The 16,567-nt window shown below is 72.3% G+C and carries 12 protein-coding genes; 6 read left to right on the forward strand and 6 right to left on the reverse strand.

Annotation, left to right across the window (positions count from 1 at the left end; genetic code table 11):
• Positions 1-26: 26 nt before the first annotated feature.
• The 4 genes from AH6_RS14890 to ppdK all read right to left on the reverse strand — a co-directional run bounded on the left by AH6_RS14890 (position 27) and on the right by ppdK (position 6,618).
• Complete coding sequence (locus tag AH6_RS14890) at positions 27-1,253, reverse strand: NAD(P)/FAD-dependent oxidoreductase (protein WP_067479721.1); 1,227 nt, start codon at positions 1,251-1,253, stop codon at positions 27-29.
• 173 nt (positions 1,254-1,426) lie between these two features.
• Positions 1,427-2,674, reverse strand: a complete 1,248-nt coding sequence (locus AH6_RS14895; protein ID WP_067479723.1) for a deoxyguanosinetriphosphate triphosphohydrolase — start codon at positions 2,672-2,674, stop codon at positions 1,427-1,429.
• A gap of 65 nt (positions 2,675-2,739) precedes the next feature.
• Entirely contained in the window at positions 2,740-3,498 is a 759-nt protein-coding gene (locus AH6_RS14900) for a YdcF family protein (RefSeq protein WP_245679312.1), read from the reverse strand.
• A 432-nt stretch (positions 3,499-3,930) separates the two neighbouring features.
• Complete coding sequence (gene ppdK / locus AH6_RS14905; RefSeq protein WP_067479724.1) at positions 3,931-6,618, reverse strand: pyruvate, phosphate dikinase; 2,688 nt, start codon at positions 6,616-6,618, stop codon at positions 3,931-3,933.
• A gap of 330 nt (positions 6,619-6,948) precedes the next feature.
• On the opposite strand from ppdK, the gene AH6_RS14910 reads away from it, so the two are divergent.
• Positions 6,949-8,826, forward strand: coding sequence for a glycoside hydrolase family 15 protein (locus AH6_RS14910; RefSeq protein ID WP_067479729.1), 1,878 nt, complete (start codon positions 6,949-6,951; stop codon positions 8,824-8,826).
• Positions 8,827-8,986: 160 nt separating this feature from the next.
• On the opposite strand, the gene AH6_RS14915 is transcribed toward AH6_RS14910, so the two are convergent.
• Entirely contained in the window at positions 8,987-9,352 is a 366-nt protein-coding gene (locus AH6_RS14915; RefSeq protein ID WP_067479735.1) for a VOC family protein, read from the reverse strand.
• 157 nt (positions 9,353-9,509) lie between these two features.
• Between AH6_RS14915 and AH6_RS14920 the strand changes: the two genes are divergently transcribed.
• The 5 genes from AH6_RS14920 (at position 9,510) to AH6_RS14940 (ending at position 14,237) form a co-directional block, all read left to right on the forward strand.
• Positions 9,510-10,289 carry an alpha/beta fold hydrolase gene (locus tag AH6_RS14920; RefSeq protein WP_067479740.1) on the forward strand — a complete coding sequence of 260 codons (780 nt, stop codon included), beginning with the start codon at positions 9,510-9,512 and terminating at the stop codon, positions 10,287-10,289.
• A gap of 123 nt (positions 10,290-10,412) precedes the next feature.
• Positions 10,413-10,946: a ferritin-like domain-containing protein gene (locus AH6_RS14925; protein ID WP_067479743.1), complete on the forward strand. Its 534-nt coding sequence runs from the start codon at positions 10,413-10,415 to the stop codon at positions 10,944-10,946.
• Positions 10,947-11,005: 59 nt separating this feature from the next.
• Positions 11,006-11,665 (forward strand): HAD family hydrolase, encoded by a 660-nt coding sequence (locus AH6_RS14930; RefSeq protein WP_067479797.1) that lies wholly within the window; start codon positions 11,006-11,008, stop codon positions 11,663-11,665.
• A 65-nt stretch (positions 11,666-11,730) separates the two neighbouring features.
• Positions 11,731-13,257: an alkaline phosphatase D family protein gene (locus tag AH6_RS14935; RefSeq protein WP_245679309.1), complete on the forward strand. Its 1,527-nt coding sequence runs from the start codon at positions 11,731-11,733 to the stop codon at positions 13,255-13,257.
• The gene (locus tag AH6_RS14940) at positions 13,254-14,237 is read left to right on the forward strand and encodes a discoidin domain-containing protein (RefSeq protein WP_157431488.1); all 984 of its coding nucleotides are present in this window, start codon (positions 13,254-13,256) and stop codon (positions 14,235-14,237) included. The genes AH6_RS14935 and AH6_RS14940 overlap by 4 nt, the downstream gene beginning before the upstream one ends.
• Before the next feature lie 43 nt (positions 14,238-14,280).
• Here the strand turns inward: AH6_RS14940 and secD are convergent, their stop codons facing one another.
• Entirely contained in the window at positions 14,281-16,551 is a 2,271-nt protein-coding gene (gene secD / locus AH6_RS14945; RefSeq protein WP_067479748.1) for a protein translocase subunit SecD, read from the reverse strand.
• Positions 16,552-16,567: the final 16 nt, after the last annotated feature.

Here is a 16,567-nt window from a genome sequence, read left to right on the forward strand (position 1 = left end):
GTGCCTTACCCGGCGGTTCCGGAGGATCAGTGGAGATCGCCCAGCGGGACCTTGGGATCGGCCAGCCGGTCCGGATCGACGCGCCCGCCCAAGCGGATGAGGGCCTGCACGTCCTCGGTCACGTCCCAGACGTTGACGTTCATCCCCGCCACGACCCGCTCCTCCGACAGCCAGAACGCCATGAACTCCAGCGCTGCCACGTCGCCCCGGAACACCACCCGGTCGTAGTCGCCCGGCGCGGCCACCCCCGACATCTCCATGCCCAGCTCGTACTGGTCGGTGAAGAAGTAGGGGACGCGGTCGTAGGCGACCTCCTGCCCGAGCATCGAGCGGGCGGCGGCGGGCCCGCCGTTCAGGGCGTTGGCCCAGTGCTCCACGCGCAGCCGCCGCCCGAGCAGCGGGTTGAACGGGTTGGCCACGTCCCCGGCGGCGAAGATGTCGGGATCGGAGGTGCGCAGCGCGGCGTCCACCAGCACGCCGTCGGACACCTCCAGCCCGGCGTCCTCGGCCAGCGCGGTGTTGGGCCGCACGCCGATGCCCGCGACCACCACGTCCGCCGGGACCTCCGCGCCGCCCGAGGTGACCACCGCCGACACCTGGCCCGCGCCCCAGAAACCCGCCACGTCCTGGTCGAGCCGCAGGTCCACGCCGTGCCGCCGGTGCAGGGACGCGAAGATCTCGCCGACCTCGCCGCCGACCGCGCAGTACAGCGGGGTGGGCTCCGGCTCGATGATCGTCACGTCGTTGCGGTGGGCGCGCGCCGCCGCGGCCGCCTCCAGGCCGATCCAGCCCGCGCCCGCGACCACCACCCGGCGGCCGCCCGGCGCCAGCGCCTCGCGCAGCCGCGCCGCGTCGGCCAGCGACCGCAGGTAGTGCACGCCCTGCAACTTGGAGCCGGGCACCTCCAGGCGGCGCGGCGAGGCGCCGGTGGCCAGCAGCAGCCGGTCGTAGCCGATCCGCTCGCCCGAGGCCAGCCGCACCCGGTGCCCGTCGCGCTCGACGGCGGTGACCACCGTGCCGAGGCGCAGCTCGACGTCGTTCTTGTCGTACCAGTCGGCCTCGTGGACGTGCGCCTTCTCCCGGGGTTCCTTGCCCAGCAGGAAGCCCTTGGACAGGGGCGGTCGCTCGTAGGGGCGCTCGATCTCCTCGCCGATCAGCACGACCCGCCCCCGAAAGCCCTCGGCGCGCAGCGTCTCGGCCGCCTTCGCGCCGGTCAGGCTCGCTCCGACGATGACGAACGTCTCCTCGGACATGGCGACCTCCTGTGGGGGGACACGGCTGCGCCTCGTCCTTGTATCCCTACAGCGCCCTCCACAACGAGACAAGGGCCTTGTATCACCCCACTGGGTCGAAAACGCCTCAGCCGGTGAGGAGCCTGTGCCGCGCCACCGCCCATAAGCACTGTCGTCAGCGACGCGATGGCACCTCAGCCTATGAGGAGCTTGTGCCGCGCTACCGCCGACACGTCCGTCAGCGACGCGATCTGGTCGACGACCGCGCGCAGCCGCCCGGCGTCGTCGCCCGCCTCCTCGAACGCCATGCGGAAACCCGCGTCTAGGGTGCCGGGCGCGCCCGCCAGCAGGGCGTCGGCCAGCTCGACGATCAGGTCGCGCTGCCGGGCCCGGATGCGCTCGTGGCTGATCCACACGTAGTGCGCGGTGATGCCCTTGAGCAGCGCGCACTCCAGCCGCTGGGCGCGCGGCACGACCAGGTCGGCGGCGTAGCGGGTGAGCGGCCGGTCGCCGTGGGCGGCGCGGGTGGCGTCCTCGGCGGCCAGGCAGAACCGGCCGATCAGCGTGCTGGTCAGGTTCTTCAGGGCCGCGAGCGAGCGCGGCGAGCCGTCGTAGCGGTCGGGCCAGTAGGGCTGGGCCAGCAGCTCGGCGAAGCGCTCCTCCAGCTCGGCGAGGTCGGCGTCGTCGCAGTACAGCTTGATCGCGGTCGCGGCGACCAGGCGGCGCTCGGCGGGGTCGGCCAGCAGCCCGAAGTCGACGTGCCCGGCGACCAGCGCGTCCTCCAGGTCGTGCACGGAGTAGGCGACGTCGTCGCTCCAGTCCATGACCTGCGCCTCGAAGCAGACGCGGCCGGGCGTCACCTCCTCGCGCGCCCAGCGCGCCACCGCCACGTCGTCGTCGTAGACGCCGAACTTGCCGCCGACGGCGTCGCCCAGCGTCCAGGGGTACTTCATGGACGCGTCCAGCGCGGCGCGGGTCAGGTTGAGGCCGACGCTGCGGCCGTGCAGCGGCGGGCCGTCGGGCGCGAACGACTTGGGCTCCAGCCGCGTCAGCACCCGCAGGCTCTGCGCGTTGCCCTCGAAGCCGCCGCAGGCGCGGGCGACGACGTCGAGCGCGGCCTCGCCGTTGTGGCCGAACGGCGGGTGCCCGATGTCGTGCGCCAGGCAGGCGGTCTCGACCAGGTCGGGGTCGCAGCCCAGCGCCTTGCCCAGCTCGCGGCCGACCTGGGCGCACTCCAGCGAGTGGGTGAGCCGGGTGCGCAGGCTCTGCACGTTGCCCTCGGGCTCGGCGCCGGGCGAGGCGACCTGGGTCTTGGCGGCCAGCCGCCGCAGAGCGGCGCTGTGCAGGACGCGGGCGCGGTCGCGCTCGAAGGCGGTGCGGTCCCGGCGCTTGGGGGCCTCGGGGGCCCACCGCTGCCGGTCGTGGTGTGAATAGTCCCTCATCGCCTTCCAGGGTATGCGGGACCTGGGACGTTCCGCGTGATGCGGGGGCCGGTCCGGGCGGGGGGTCAGCCCGTGCCGGTGGTGCCCGGGGTCGTCTTGATGGTCTCGCTGGGCGCCTTCACGCTCTTGCCGAACAGCACGTAGGACAGGTAGCCGCCGGTCTCGCGAATGATGTAGTGCAGCTGGGTGTGCCGCGTCTGCACGCTCGGGCCGCTGCGGGTGGGCGAGGAGGCGGCCTCGATGCCGTTGTCGGCGGCCATGCGCTTGGACCGCAGCCCGTGCCACGGATCGGTGACGATCACGCCGGACTTCCAGCCGGAGCGCTCGAAGCGGTCGCCGAGCGCCCGGAAGCTCTCCAGCGTGTCGCGGCCCACCGGGACCGACACCACGCGGTCGGCGGGCAGCCCGCCCTTGGTGATCAGCCACCTGCGGCCCGAGTCGGCCTCGGTGAAGTTGTCGCCGGGGGCCTTGCCGCCGACGGTGACGATGCGCGGCGCGACGCCCTTGCGGTACAGGTCCAGCGCGTGCTGGAGCCGCCACTGCAGGGTCGGGGACGGGCGGCCGTTGTACTGGGCCGCGCCCAGCACGATGATCGTGTCGGACTTGGGGCGCTCGTCCTGGCGGGCCTGGTACCAGATGCGCGCGCCGACCGTCAGCGGGGTGAGCACGGCGACGGCGAGCACCCCCAGCACCACCGACCAGATGACCACGAAGCGGGTCGAACGAGGCGCGCGGCGCCGCCGCCGGTGGGCGTCCCCGCGGGGACGCCCACCCGGCCGGTCCGGCTGTTCGGACTCGCACACCTTGGTGTCCAGCATCATCATGTTCGGCACACCAGGTTACAGCCTGCGAAGAAACCTGCCCGGTTCCCGCACAGCCCCCTTCTCGGGAGTCCCACCGCCATCCGGGGATGTGATGGGTTTCCACCGTCTCGGTTCAGATGACGGCGGCCTCTTGATCTTTTAGAAGAGCACGAGGCCGGTGACGCCGTCGAAACCACGGTCGGACGTTGATAACCCGGCCCGCCGCTTGAGGGTCCGGAGTGTCTGCGACACGACGAACACTCTAGGTGAAAGCGAACGGGCAAGGAGTCCAATCCACGAAAATCGTGATGGCGCCCTCCCCTACCAAAAGAACGGTGCATGGAAGGTTAGATGCTCCGCCGGGCCTCCGTGGTTCACAAGGAAATACGGCGAAGGCCGCGAAACCCTCCCCCGTGGGGAAGATCTCGCGGCCTCTTAGCCTTCGCCTACCGGTTACCGGTGGTCGCTGCCCGCCGACTCGACGGCGGCGCGGCCCGCTTCCAGCCGGGCGACCGGCACGCGGAACGGCGAGCAGGACACGTAGTCCAGGCCGACCTCGTGGCAGAAGTGCACCGAGTCGGGGTCGCCGCCGTGCTCGCCGCAGATGCCGAGCTTGATGCCCGGCCGGGTCTTGCGGCCCTCCTCGGCGGCGATCCGCACCAGGCGGCCGACGCCCTCGCGGTCCAGCGTCTCGAACGGCGACACCCCGAAGATCCCCAGCTCCAGGTAGCGGGAGAAGAACGCGGCCTCGACGTCGTCGCGGGAGAAGCCCCAGGTGGTCTGGGTGAGGTCGTTGGTGCCGAAGGAGAAGAACTCGGCGGCCTCGGCGATCTGCCCGGCGGTCAGCGCGGCCCGGGGCAGCTCGATCATGGTGCCGATCAGCGCCGGGACGTCCACGCCCGACTCCGCCGCCACCTCGGCCAGCACCTGGCGGGCCTCGTCGCGGACGGCCTCCAGTTCCTGCACGGCCCCGACGAGTGGGATCATGATCTCGGGCCGGGGGTCCCCGCCCGCCTTGCGGCGGTCGGCGGCGGCCTCGGCGATCGCCCGCACCTGCATAGAGAAAAGTCCGGGAATCACCAAACCCAGACGCACTCCCCGCAGTCCGAGCATAGGGTTCTGCTCGTGCAGGCGGTGGACCGCCTCCAGCAGTCTCCGGTCCTGGGGGTCCGCGCCGTCTCCGGCGAGCGCGACCTTGACCGACAACTCCGTGAAGTCGGGAAGGAATTCGTGCAGCGGCGGGTCGATGAGGCGGATCGTGACCGGCAGCCCGTCCATGGCCTCGAAGATGCCGGTGAAGTCGGCGCGCTGGAGCGGCTCCAGCTCCTCCAGGGCGGCGGTGCGCTCCTCGTCGGTCTCGGCCAGCACCAGCTTCTCCACCAGCTGCCGCCGGTCGCCGAGGAACATGTGCTCGGTGCGGCACAGGCCGATGCCCTGCGCGCCGAAGCGCCGGGCCCGCGCGGAGTCCTCGGGGTTGTCGGAGTTGGCGCGGACCTTCAGCCGGGCCTGCGCGTCGGCGTGCGCCATGAGCCGGTCCACGGAGGTGACCAGCTCGTCGGCGTCGGCCCCGATCTCGCCCTCGAAGTACTGCACGACGGGGGAGTTCTGGACCGGCACCTCGCCGAGGTAGACCTCGCCGCTGGAGCCGTCGATGGAGATGACGTCGCCCTCGCGCACGACCACGTCGCCGGGCGCGGTGAAGCTGCCGCCCTTGACGTCGACCTCCAGCTCCTCGGCGCCGCAGACGCAGGTCTTGCCCATGCCGCGGGCGACCACGGCGGCGTGCGAGGTCTTGCCGCCGCGCGAGGTCAGCACGCCCTGCGCGGCGACCATGCCGGACAGGTCGTCGGGGTTGGTCTCGCGGCGGACCAGGATGACGTCCTCGCCCTGGGCGGCCAGCTCGACGGCGCGCGCCGAGGTGAACACCGCCTTGCCGACGGCCGCGCCCGGGGAGGCGTTCATGCCCTTGGTGAGCTTGGTGATCCCTTCGAGCTTCGTCTCGTCGAAGCGGGGGAACATGAGCTGGGCGAGCTGGTCGCCGGTGACGCGCTGCACGGCCTCGTCGGCGTCGATCAGGCCCTGGTCCCAGAGCTGGCAGGCGATGCGGAACGCCGCGGCGGCGGTCCGCTTGCCCACGCGCGTCTGGAGCATCCAGAGCTTGCCGCGCTCGATCGTGAACTCGATGTCGCACATGTCCAGGTAGTGGTTCTCCAGCTTCTCCATGATCTGGAGCAGCTGGTCATAGGAGGACTTGTCGATGCGTCCGAGCTCGGTCAGCGGGACGGTGTTGCGGATGCCCGCCACCACGTCCTCGCCCTGCGCGTTCTGCAGGTAGTCGCCGTAGATGCCCTGGTGGCCGGAGGCGGGGTCGCGGGTGAAGGCCACGCCGGTGCCCGAGTCCATGCCGAGGTTGCCGAACACCATCGAGCAGATGTTGACGGCGGTGCCGAGGTCCACCGGGATGCGCTCCTGGCGGCGGTACAGGATGGCGCGGTCGGCGTTCCAGGAGTCGAAGACGGCCTTGACGGCCAGGTCCATCTGCTCGCGCGGGTCGGTCGGGAACTCCCGGCCGGCGTGCTCGCGGACGATGCCCTTGTAGGTGTCGACCAGCGCCCGGAAGTCGTCGGCGTCCAGGTCGCCGTCGTCCTTGGTGCCCTTGGCGTCCTTGGCGGCCTCGATGGCGTCCTCGAACAGGTCGCCCTCGATGTCCAGCACGGTCTTGCCGAACATCTGGATCAGGCGCCGGTAGGAGTCCCAGGCGAAGCGCTCATCGCCGGCCTGGGCCGCCAGCCCCCGCACCGACTCGTCGTTCAACCCGATGTTGAGAACGGTCTCCATCATGCCGGGCATGCTGAACTTGGCGCCCGAGCGCACGCTGACCAGCAGCGGGTCGTCGGCCTGGCCGAGGCGCTTGCCCATCGCCTCCTCCAGCGCGCGGAGGTGCCCGGCTACCTCGTCCTCAAGCCCTTCGGGAAAGCTCCCGTGCTCGAGGTAGTGGCGGCAGGCCTCCGTCGTGATCGTGAAGCCGGGGGGCACCGGCAGGCCGAGATTGGTCATCTCGGCCAGGTTGGCGCCCTTGCCTCCCAGCAGATCCTTGAGGTCCTTGTTGCCCTCTGTGAAGTCGTACACGAACTTCGGCACGGGGAGCTCCTTCTCGCTCCGATTCCACCCAACCCCAGGACCCGGGTCTCCCCCGCCGGTAAACGATCACACCCCGCCGACCAGGCGAAGTGCGGCATCTCACCCGGCGGTGGCAGCCCGATGTCCTGTTTGCGGGGACTGTACCCCGCAGCACGACCTTCGGTTACCGCCCCCTTCCCCGGAGTGCGTCGCCGCAGGTCAGACAGGTCGTAGTGGTCTATTCCAATAACGACGTCCCCGACATGACGCCGGGGAATCACGCCGGTGACATGGCGTGGCCATTGCCCAGGAGAGGGAATGATGGATCAAGGAGGTGAGGTTGTGAGGCCGATGGTCGCCGGAGGCCGGGCGGGAGACCCGTTCGCCCCGATCGCCGATTTCGGGTTCCTGTCCGACTGTGAGACGACCGCGCTGGTGGCGCCGAGCGGGAACATCGAGTGGATGTGCCTGCCCAAGATGGACTCCCCCAGCGTGTTCGGTTCGATCCTGGACCGGGACGCGGGGTATTTCAGGGTGGGTCCCGCGGGCGTGGAGGTGCCCGCCGCGCAGCGCTACATCCCGGGCACGATGGTGATGGAGACCACCTGGTGGGTGCACGGGGGCTGGGTGGTGGTGACCGACGCCCTGCTGATGGGGCCCTGGCACCACGAGACCGAGCGGTCCCACACCCACCGGCGCGCCCCCACCGACTACGACGCCGACCACGTGCTGCTGCGCATGGTGCGGTGCGTGAACGGCCAGGCCCAGGTGCGCCTGGACTGCATGCCGGTGTTCGACTACGGGCAGACGCCCGCGCGCTGGGAGCACGCCGGGGCGGGCTACCACGAGGCGGTGGCCCGCGGCAACGGCATCAACCTGCGCCTGAGCACCGACATGAACGTGGGCTTCGAGGGGTCGCTGGCCACCTCGCGCACGCTGCTGAAGCAGGGCGACGCGCGGTTCGTCGCGCTGTCGTGGAGCGAGCACGAGCCGCCGGTCGACTACGAGGAGGCGCACGAGCGCCTGGTGTGGACGGTGCACCACTGGCAGCACTGGCTGGACCGGGGCCGCTTCCCCGACCACCCGTGGCGCAGCCACCTCCAGCGCAGCGCGCTCACGTTGAAGGGCCTGACCTACGGCCCCACGGGCGCGGTCGCGGCGGCCGCGACGACCTCCCTGCCGGAGGCGCCGGGCGGCGACCGCAACTGGGACTACCGCTACACCTGGATCCGCGACTCCACGATGGCGCTGTGGGCCTTCTACACCCTGGGCTACGACTGGGAGGCCAACGACTTCTTCTACTTCATCACCGACGTCGCCGAGGCCGCCGAGGGCAAGCTCCAGATCATGTACGGCCTCGACGGCCGCGAGGAGCTGCCCGAGTCGACGCTGGACCACCTCAGCGGGTACGACAACGCCCGCCCGGTGCGCATCGGCAACGAGGCGTACATGCAGGCCCAGCACGACGTGTGGGGCGCCATCATCGGCTCCATCTACATGTTCGTGCGCAAGCGGGACCGGCTGGACGACCGGCTGTGGAAGATCGTCGTCAAGCAGGTCGAGGACGCCCTGGCCAACTGGAAGACCCCCGACTGCGGGATGTGGGAGGTGCGCGGCGACCCGCAGCACTTCACCTCCTCCAAGGTCTTCTGCTGGGTGGCCGCCGACCGCGGCGCGCGCCTCGCCCGCATCCGCGGCGACGAGGAGCGCGCCCGCCGCTGGCAGCAGGCCGCCGACGAGATGCACGCCGACGTGCTCGCCAACGCGCTGGACGAGCGCGGGGTGTTCACCGCGCACTACGGCGCGACGGCGCTGGACGCCTCGGCGCTGCTGATCCCGCTGCTGGGCTTCCTGCCCGCCGACGACAAGCGGGTGCGCGAGACGGTGCTGGCGATCGCCGACGAGCTGTCGGAGGACGACCTGGTGCTGCGCTACCGGGCGACCGAGACCGACGACGGTTTCGACTCGGAGGAGGGCACCTTCACGATCTGCTCGTTCTGGCTGGTCAGCGCGCTGGTGATGATCGGCGAGCTGGAGCGGGCGCGGGCGCTGTGCGAGAAGCTGCTGTCCTACGCCAGCCCGTTGCAGCTGTACGCCGAGGAGATCGACCCGCACACCGGCCGCCACCTCGGCAACTTCCCGCAGGCGTTCACGCACCTGGCGCTGATCAACGCGGTGATGCAGGTGATCCGGGCCGAGAACGACGAGCGCAACTCGCCGATCGCCTGACCCGGCCTCGTTGAGGGCCCGTCCCCGGTGGGGGGCGGGCCCTCTTCCATGCCCTGCCTTCCATGTCCTGCCTTCCATGTCCTGCCTTCCATGTCCTGCCTTCCATGTCCTGCCTTCCATGTCCTGCTTCCGCGTCCGGGCCCTTCGCCCCTGGCGCCGCTCAGGCCCCGGGCAGGAAGAGGCAGAAGGGGTGCCCGGCCGGGTCGAGGTGGACGCGCACGTGCTCCTGCGGCTGGAACTCCGCCTGGACCGCGCCGAGCGCCTCGGCGTGCCGCCCGGCCGTCTCCAGGTCGTCGACCTCGATGTCCAGGTGGGCCATCATCTGCTGCGCGCCCTCGGCGGCGGGCCAGACGGGCCGGGTGTAGGCCGGTTCGGCCTGGAAGGACAGGCCCGACCCCCCGTCCGGCGAGCGCAACCGGACCCACTCGGGCCTGTCCTCCACGACCGTCCAGCCGAGCAGGTCCCGGTAGAAGCGCGCCAGCGCCCGGGGGTCCGGGCAGTCGAGCACGGTGGCGGACACGGTCATGCGGGGCCGAGGGTTCACATGGTCTCCTGTGGGTGCGGTGTCCTCTGCCGCTCCGCGAGCGGCGACGCCCGGATACTGCCCGCGGGCGGGCGAGATCAACGCCCGAGTTTGGCCACCTGTCGTTATGGTCAGATAACAGACGGTGAGCACCGGTTCGATGTCAGGCACGGGGAAGACGGCCGGGATCGTCCGCCGCTGGGACAGGGTGGACGGGCTGCGCATGCACGCGCGGGCGCTCGGCTCCCCGTCCTCACCCCCGCTGGTGCTGGTGCACGGGCTCGGCATCTCCGGCCGGTACATGGTCCCGCTGATGCGGCTGCTGGCCGACGACCACTATGTGCTGGCACCTGACCTCCCCGGAATCGGGGCCAGCGACCGTCCCCGCGCGCCACTGGACGTCGCCGGGCTCGCCGACGCCCTGGCGGCCTGGACGGAGACCGTCGGCCTCCACCGCCCGGCGCTGCTCGGCCACTCCCTGGGCTGCCAGGTCGTGGCGCACGTCGCCGACCGCTACCCCGACCGGGCGAGCCGCCTGGTGCTGGCGGGGCCCGGCCGCGACCCGGCGGCCCGCTCGCCGGTGCGGCAGGCGTTGCGGCTGGTGGCCGACGCGCCCCGGGAAGCGCCGTCGCTGATCCCGCTGGCCGTCACCGACTACCTGCGCTCCGGGCCTTGGCGGATGTGGCGGACCCTCCGCGCCTCGCTGGAGACCGACGCCGCCGACCGCCTGCGCCGCATCCCGCACCCCACCCTCGTGGTGCGGGGGAGCCGCGACCCGATCGCCTCCCCCGACTGGGCGCGGACCATCGCGGACCTGCTCCCGGCGGGGGCCGCCGTGCAGCTCGACGGCGCGCCGCACGCGGTCAACTACACGACCCCCGCCGCGCTCGCCGGGATCGTGCGCCCCTTCCTCGCCGGAGGCGTCGAGGGCCCGTACTGACGGGCACGTGGCGAGAAACAGAAACGATCATGCGATGTGCTGACCCCGCCCTGCCCTGCCCTTGCTCCGCGCCGGGAATCAACGAGGCGTCCGGTCCACCACGCCTTCAGGGAGCTCCCGAGCATGTCCGACGACTTCGTGATCGACGTCACCCGCATCCGCGACCAGGTCCGCCAGAAGATGGACGAGGGGCCCGTCACCGGCACCTACGGCCACGACCCGAAGCGCGTCATCGGGGTGCTCAACGACGTCGTCGCCACCGAGGTGGTCTGCTGGCTGCGCTACACCCGGCACGCCATCGCCGCCTCCGGCATCGACCGCGCCCAGGTGAGCGCGGAGTTCACCGAGCACGCCAAGGAGGAGCTGGACCACGGGCTGCGCGCGGCCGAGCGCATCAGCCAGCTCGGCGGCGACCCCGACTTCGACCCGGCCAAGCTCGCCCAGCGCTCGCACACCGACTACACGACCCCGCCCGACGACGACCTGAAGCAGATGTTGCGCGACAACCTGGAGGCCGAGCGCATCGTCATCGCCACCTACCAGGAGATCATCCGGTGGCTGGGCGACGGCGACCCCACCACCCGGCGGCTGATGGAGTCGATCCTGGAGGAAGAGGAGGACCACGCCGACGACCTGGTGGACCTGCTCGGCATCTGAGCGGCCCGCGTCTTCCCGCCCCCAGGGTTCCCGCAGGTCGAGACGGGTATGTGCCGATCATGACCGACGCGGTGATCTTCGATGTGGACGGCACGCTGGTGGACACCGACTACCTGCACGCCGTCGCCTGGTGGGAGGCGTTCCGGCAGCACGGGCACGACGTCGCGATGGCCGAGATCCACCGGGCCATCGGCATGGGCTCGGACAAGCTGCTCGACAGGCTGCTGCCGCCGGACCGGGACCGGGACGACGACGACCCGGTCCGGGCGGCGCACCTGGCGCTGTACGGGCAGTACTGGACGCGGCTCCGGGCGTTCGACGGGGCCGCGGACCTGCTGCGCAGGTGCGCCGCGCAGGGCAGCCGCGTCGTGCTCGCCAGCTCGGCGGGCGACACCGAGCTGCGGGCCCTGCGCGCCGCGCTGGACGCCGACGACGCCATCACCGCCGTCACCTCCTCCTCCGACGCCGAGCAGAGCAAGCCCGCGCCCGACATCGTGAACATCGCGCTCGAACGGGCGGGCGTGCCGCCCGAGCGGGCCGTCTTCGTCGGTGACGCGGTGTGGGACGTCGAGGCGTGCAAGAAGGCCGGGGTGCGCTGCGTGGGGGTGCTGAGCGGGGGCATCTCGCGTCAGGAGCTGGAGGAGGCCGGGGCGGTGGCCGTCTACCAGAGCACCGCCGACATCCTGGCCCACTTCGACGCCAGCCCGCTCAGCGCCTGAACCCGCCCGCGCCGCCCGGGCGGCGGCGGTTCCTCGCCCTGTCGGGGGCCGCCATGACCCTGGCCATGACCACGCGCTCCCCCGACGCCGCCACCCGGACCGCGCCCGCTCCGCCGCGCGGGACCGACCCGTTCGGGCTGGGCGTCGCCTCGGGCGACCCGCTGCCGGACGGCGTCGTGCTCTGGACCCGGCTCGCGCCGCACCCGCTGGAACCCTGGGGCGGGCTCGACGACCGGCGCTACCGCGTGGAGTGGGAGGTCGCCGAGGACGACCGGTTCCGCGAGGTCGTGCGGCGCGGCGGCGCGTGGGCCACGCCGGAGTACTCGCATTCGGTGCACGTGGACGTGCGCGGGCTCAGGCCCGGCCGCGAGTACTTCTACCGGTTCCGCAGCGGCGGCCAGATCAGCCGGGCCGGACGCACCCGGACCGCGCCCGACCCCCGGCGGCGGCTGGGCTCCATGACCTACGCCTTCGCCTCCTGCCAGGCGTGGCAGGACGGCTACTTCACCGCCTACCGGCACATGGCCGCCGAGGACCTCGACCTGGTCGTGCACCTGGGCGACTACCTCTACGAGGGCGGGATCATGCCGTCCGGCGGGGTGCGGAACACCCCGGTCCACGACGGGTTGCGGTTCCGCTGCGACACCCTGGACCGCTACCGCCTCCAGTACGGGCTCTACAAGAGCGACCCCGACCTCCAGGCCGCGCACGCCCACGCGCCCTGGCTGGTCACCTGGGACGACCACGAGGTGCTGAACAACTACGCCGGGCAGGTCGCCGACGAGAGCGTCTCCAGCGTCGCCGACTTCCTGGTGTGGCGCGCCAACGCCTACCGGGCCTTCTGGGAGCACCAGCCGCTCCGGCGGGCGCAGCGGGCGGTCGGACCGGACATGCCGCTGTACCGCCGCGTCGCCTACGGGGACCTGGTGGAGTTCGACGTGCTGGACGGGCGGCAGTACCGGTCCGACCAGGCGTGCGGGGACGGCGCCCGGACCGACTGCGCCGCGCGGCTCGACCCGGCGCGCAGCATGCTCGGCGAGCGGCAGGAGAAGTGGCTGACCGACGGCCTGGCCGGGTCGAGGGCCCGCTGGAAGGTGCTGGCCAACCAGGTCGTCATGGCCCAGAACGACTTCGACCCGGACCCCGGCGCCCAGAACTTCTCCATGGACTTCTGGGACGGCTACAAGGCGTCGCGGGACCGGCTGTTCCGGAGCATCGCCGAGCGCGGCGTCCAGGACGTCGTGGTGATCACCGGGGACGCGCACCGCGCCCAGGCCGGCGACCTCACACTGGACTTCGACGACCCCGGCTCCCCCACGATCGGCTCGGAGTTCCTCGGCACCTCCATCAGCAGCGGCGGCGACGGCTCGGCGGGCGGCCTGCCACCCGGGCGGCACGATCCCGTCAACCCGCACGTCCGCTTCCGGGACAACCGGCGCGGTTACGTGACCTGCACGCTCACCCCGCACGAGTACCGGGCGTCCTACCGGTTGTTGCCGCAGGTGAGCCGGCCCGGCGCGCCGGTCGCGACGGCGGCCCGGTTCGTGATCGAGAGCGGCAGGCCCGGCCTGCACGCGGAGGAGGCCCGATGAATCGCAGGCCGATGAACCGCAGGCCGCTGATCGCCCTCGTCGCGGCGGGCTGCGCGCTGGCCGCGTTCCCGCTGGCCGCCGCCGGGGACGCCGACGGGCCGCGCCGCGATCCGGAGCCCACCTGGACGCCGGGCCAGCTCCGCTTCCCGCCGCCGCCCGACAACCCGCGCTTCACCACGCTGCGCAAGATCGAGGCGCGGGCCTTGCGGGCGGCGGGCGGGCGGCTCGCGCCGTTCGCCGACCGGGCGGCGCTGACGATCGTCCGGTCCACCGAGCCGCGCTGCCGCAACGGCTGGCTGACGGTGGGGCTCCGCAACGGCGGCGGCCGTCCCGTCTACGGCGACCTGGCGGCCGAGGCGGGCCCGCTCCAGGTGTCGCGGCCGGTGTTCTCCACCTACCTGCCCGCCGCCTACGAGGCGCGGGTGCAGCTCCGGATCACCGTGCCGCCGCAGGTCGAGGCGGGCGGGTACCGGCTGCGGCTGCGCACCGGCGGGGAGCGGCTGACGGTGCCGGTGACCGTGGCCGCGCCGGGTCCCGGGCAGGACAACCTGGCGTGCGGGCGGCTCGTCACGGCCTCCTCCGACGACCCGTCGGGCCGCTTCCCGGCCGCCAGCGTCACCGACGGGAACCTCAACGGCGAGGAGTTCGGCGTCGGCAACGGCTGGAACGACGGCACCGCGAGCCGCTGGCCCGACACCGTGGACGTCGCCCTCGCCGCCGCCCGGCCGATCGGCAAGGTCGTCCTGCACACCGTGGACAGCAACCGCTACAGCGCCGCCCGCTACGGCCTGCGCGACTGGGACGTCCAGGTCCGCACGGACGGGGCGTGGACCACGGTGGCCCGCTCCCGCGCCAACGCGTCGGCCCGCGTGGAGCACACCTTCGCCCCGGTGACCGCCGACGCCGTGCGCGTGGTCGCCCTCGGCTCCAACGACGGCCGCTTCGCCCGGATCGTCGAGCTGGAGGTCTTCGGCCCGTGACGGGCCTGGTGGGGAGGCGGGCCGGACCCGCCTCCCCACCAGGTCACACGACGGCGCCCGAGTCGCCGACCTTGCGGGACGGCGGGCGCTGGAGCTTCTTGGCGTGCGGGGCGGGCGCCTTGTTGAAGCGCTCCAGCACGATCGCCAGCGGCGTGGCGGTGAACACGCTGGAGTAGGTGCCCACGACGATGCCGATCAGCAGCGCGACGGCGAAGTCGGTCAGCGAGTCGCCGCCGAGGAACGCCAGCGCGCCCAGGATGAACAGCGCGCCCATGCCGGTGTTGACGGTGCGGGGCATCGTCTGGAGCGCGCCCAGGTTGGCGATCTCGGCGAACGGGGCGTCGCGGCGCGCGCCCCACAACTCCCGGACCCGGTCGAACACCACCACCGAGTCGTTCACCGAGTAGCCGATCACCGTCAGCAGCGCGGCCAGGAACACCCCGTCGACGGGCTTGCCCAGCCACGCGAACACGCCGGTGACGATCAGCACGTCGTGGAACATCGCCAGCACCGCCCCGGCCCCGAACGTCCAGCGGAACCGGATCGCCAGGTAGGCGAGCTGGGCCAGCAGCGCCACGCCCAGCGCGATCAGCGCCTTCTGGCGCAGCTCGTCGCCCAGGCTCGGGCCGATCAGCTCGTCGCGCTGCTTGGTGGTCTGGCCGCCCTTCTCGGCCAGCGCGTTCTGGATCCTGGTGACCTCGGCGTTGCTGAGGTTCTCGGTGCGCACCGAGATGTCGTCCTGGCCGGAGGTCTGCACGACCGCGCGTGGGAACCCGGCGTCGGCGACCGCCGCGCGGGCGGTGTCGATGTCGAGGGTCTTGGCGGTGGAGTACTCGACCAGGCGGCCGCCGGTGAACTCCACCCCGAAGTTCAGGCCGCGCACGAAGATCCCGGTGACGGCCAGCACGACCGCGGCGAAGGAGATCCCGAGCCACAACGTGCCGCGCCTCATCAGGTCGGGGTTGCGGCGGTCCAGCCAGCGGCGGACCCGGCCCACCCCGCCGAGGCCCGACAGGCCGGGCCTGCGCTCGACGAAGCGGCGCGACAACACGGCCTCGGTGAGCACCCGGCTGAGCAACATCGCCGACACCATCGAGGCCAGCACACCGATCATCAGCGTGACGCCGAAGCCCTTCACCGGCCCCGAGGCCAGGAAGAACAACAACCCGGCGGCCAGCAGCGTGGTGATGTTGGAGTCGGCGACCGCCGACCACGCCTTGGTGAAGCCGGTGACCAGCGCGCCGCGCAGGCCCCGGCGGGGTGCGGCGGCGTACTCCTCCCTGGCCCGTTCGAAGGCCAGCACGTTGGCGTCGATCGCCATGCCGATGGCCAGCACGAACCCGGCGAGGCCCGGCAGGGTGAGGGTCGCACCGAGCGCGACCAGCGCCGCGTAGGAGATCAGCGCGTAGCAGGCCAGCGCGATGGTGGCCAGGGCCCCGGCGAGCCGGTAGACGGCGATGATGAACAGGCCGGTCAGCACGATGCCGATGATCGCGGCCCAGGCGCTGGCCTCGATGGCGGCCGCGCCCAGGGTCGGGCCGACCACCCGCTGCTCGATGATCTTGACGGGGACCGGCAGCGCGCCGCCCTCCACCAGCGCGGCCAGCTCCTTGGCCGACTCAGGCGTGAACTGGCCGGTGATCTGGGTGTTGCCGCCGGTGATCCCGACGCCGCAGGCGACCTGCTCGGTCACCCGGGGCGAGGAGATGACCTTGCCGTCCAGCACGAAGGCGAGGCGGCGGCCGTCGCCGGGCTGGCACGCGGCGGCGGCGGTGGCCTTCTCCCACGCCTTGCCGCCCGCGCCCTGGAACTTGATGTTGACCGACCAGCCGGTGCCGTTCTGCGCGTCGAAGGAGGCGTCGGCCGACTCGATGCCGTCGCCGCTGAGGATCGGAGCGCCGAGCATGACGGGCTGGCCGTCCTCGTCGGGCAGGAGCTGCTCGCCCTGCTTGGGCTTGCCGTCGTTGTCGCGGACGGGGTGCGCGGTGAGCTGGGCGGTCTTGCCGACCGTCTCGGCGGCGCGGGTCGGGTCCTGCACGTCGGGCAGCTCGACGATGATGCGGTCGGAGCCGGAGCGGGTGATCGATGACTCGGCGACGCCGAGCGCGTTGACCCGGCGCTCCAGCACCTGCTTGGCGCGGTCGGTGGACTCGGCGTCGGCCTTGACCGTGGCCGTGTCCTGGGTCTGGAGGACGATCTGGGTGCCGCCGCGCAGGTCGAGACCGAGGCGGGCGGGTTTGGACAGGGCGAAGTAGAGCGATCCGGCGAGCACGGCGAACGCCAGGATCACCCGCACCAGGTTGGCGCGAGACAAGGGAGGACCTCCACAG

This window comes from Actinomadura hibisca NBRC 15177, from assembly GCF_001552635.1.
Taxonomy (GTDB): Bacteria; Actinomycetota; Actinomycetes; order Streptosporangiales; family Streptosporangiaceae; genus Spirillospora; species Spirillospora hibisca.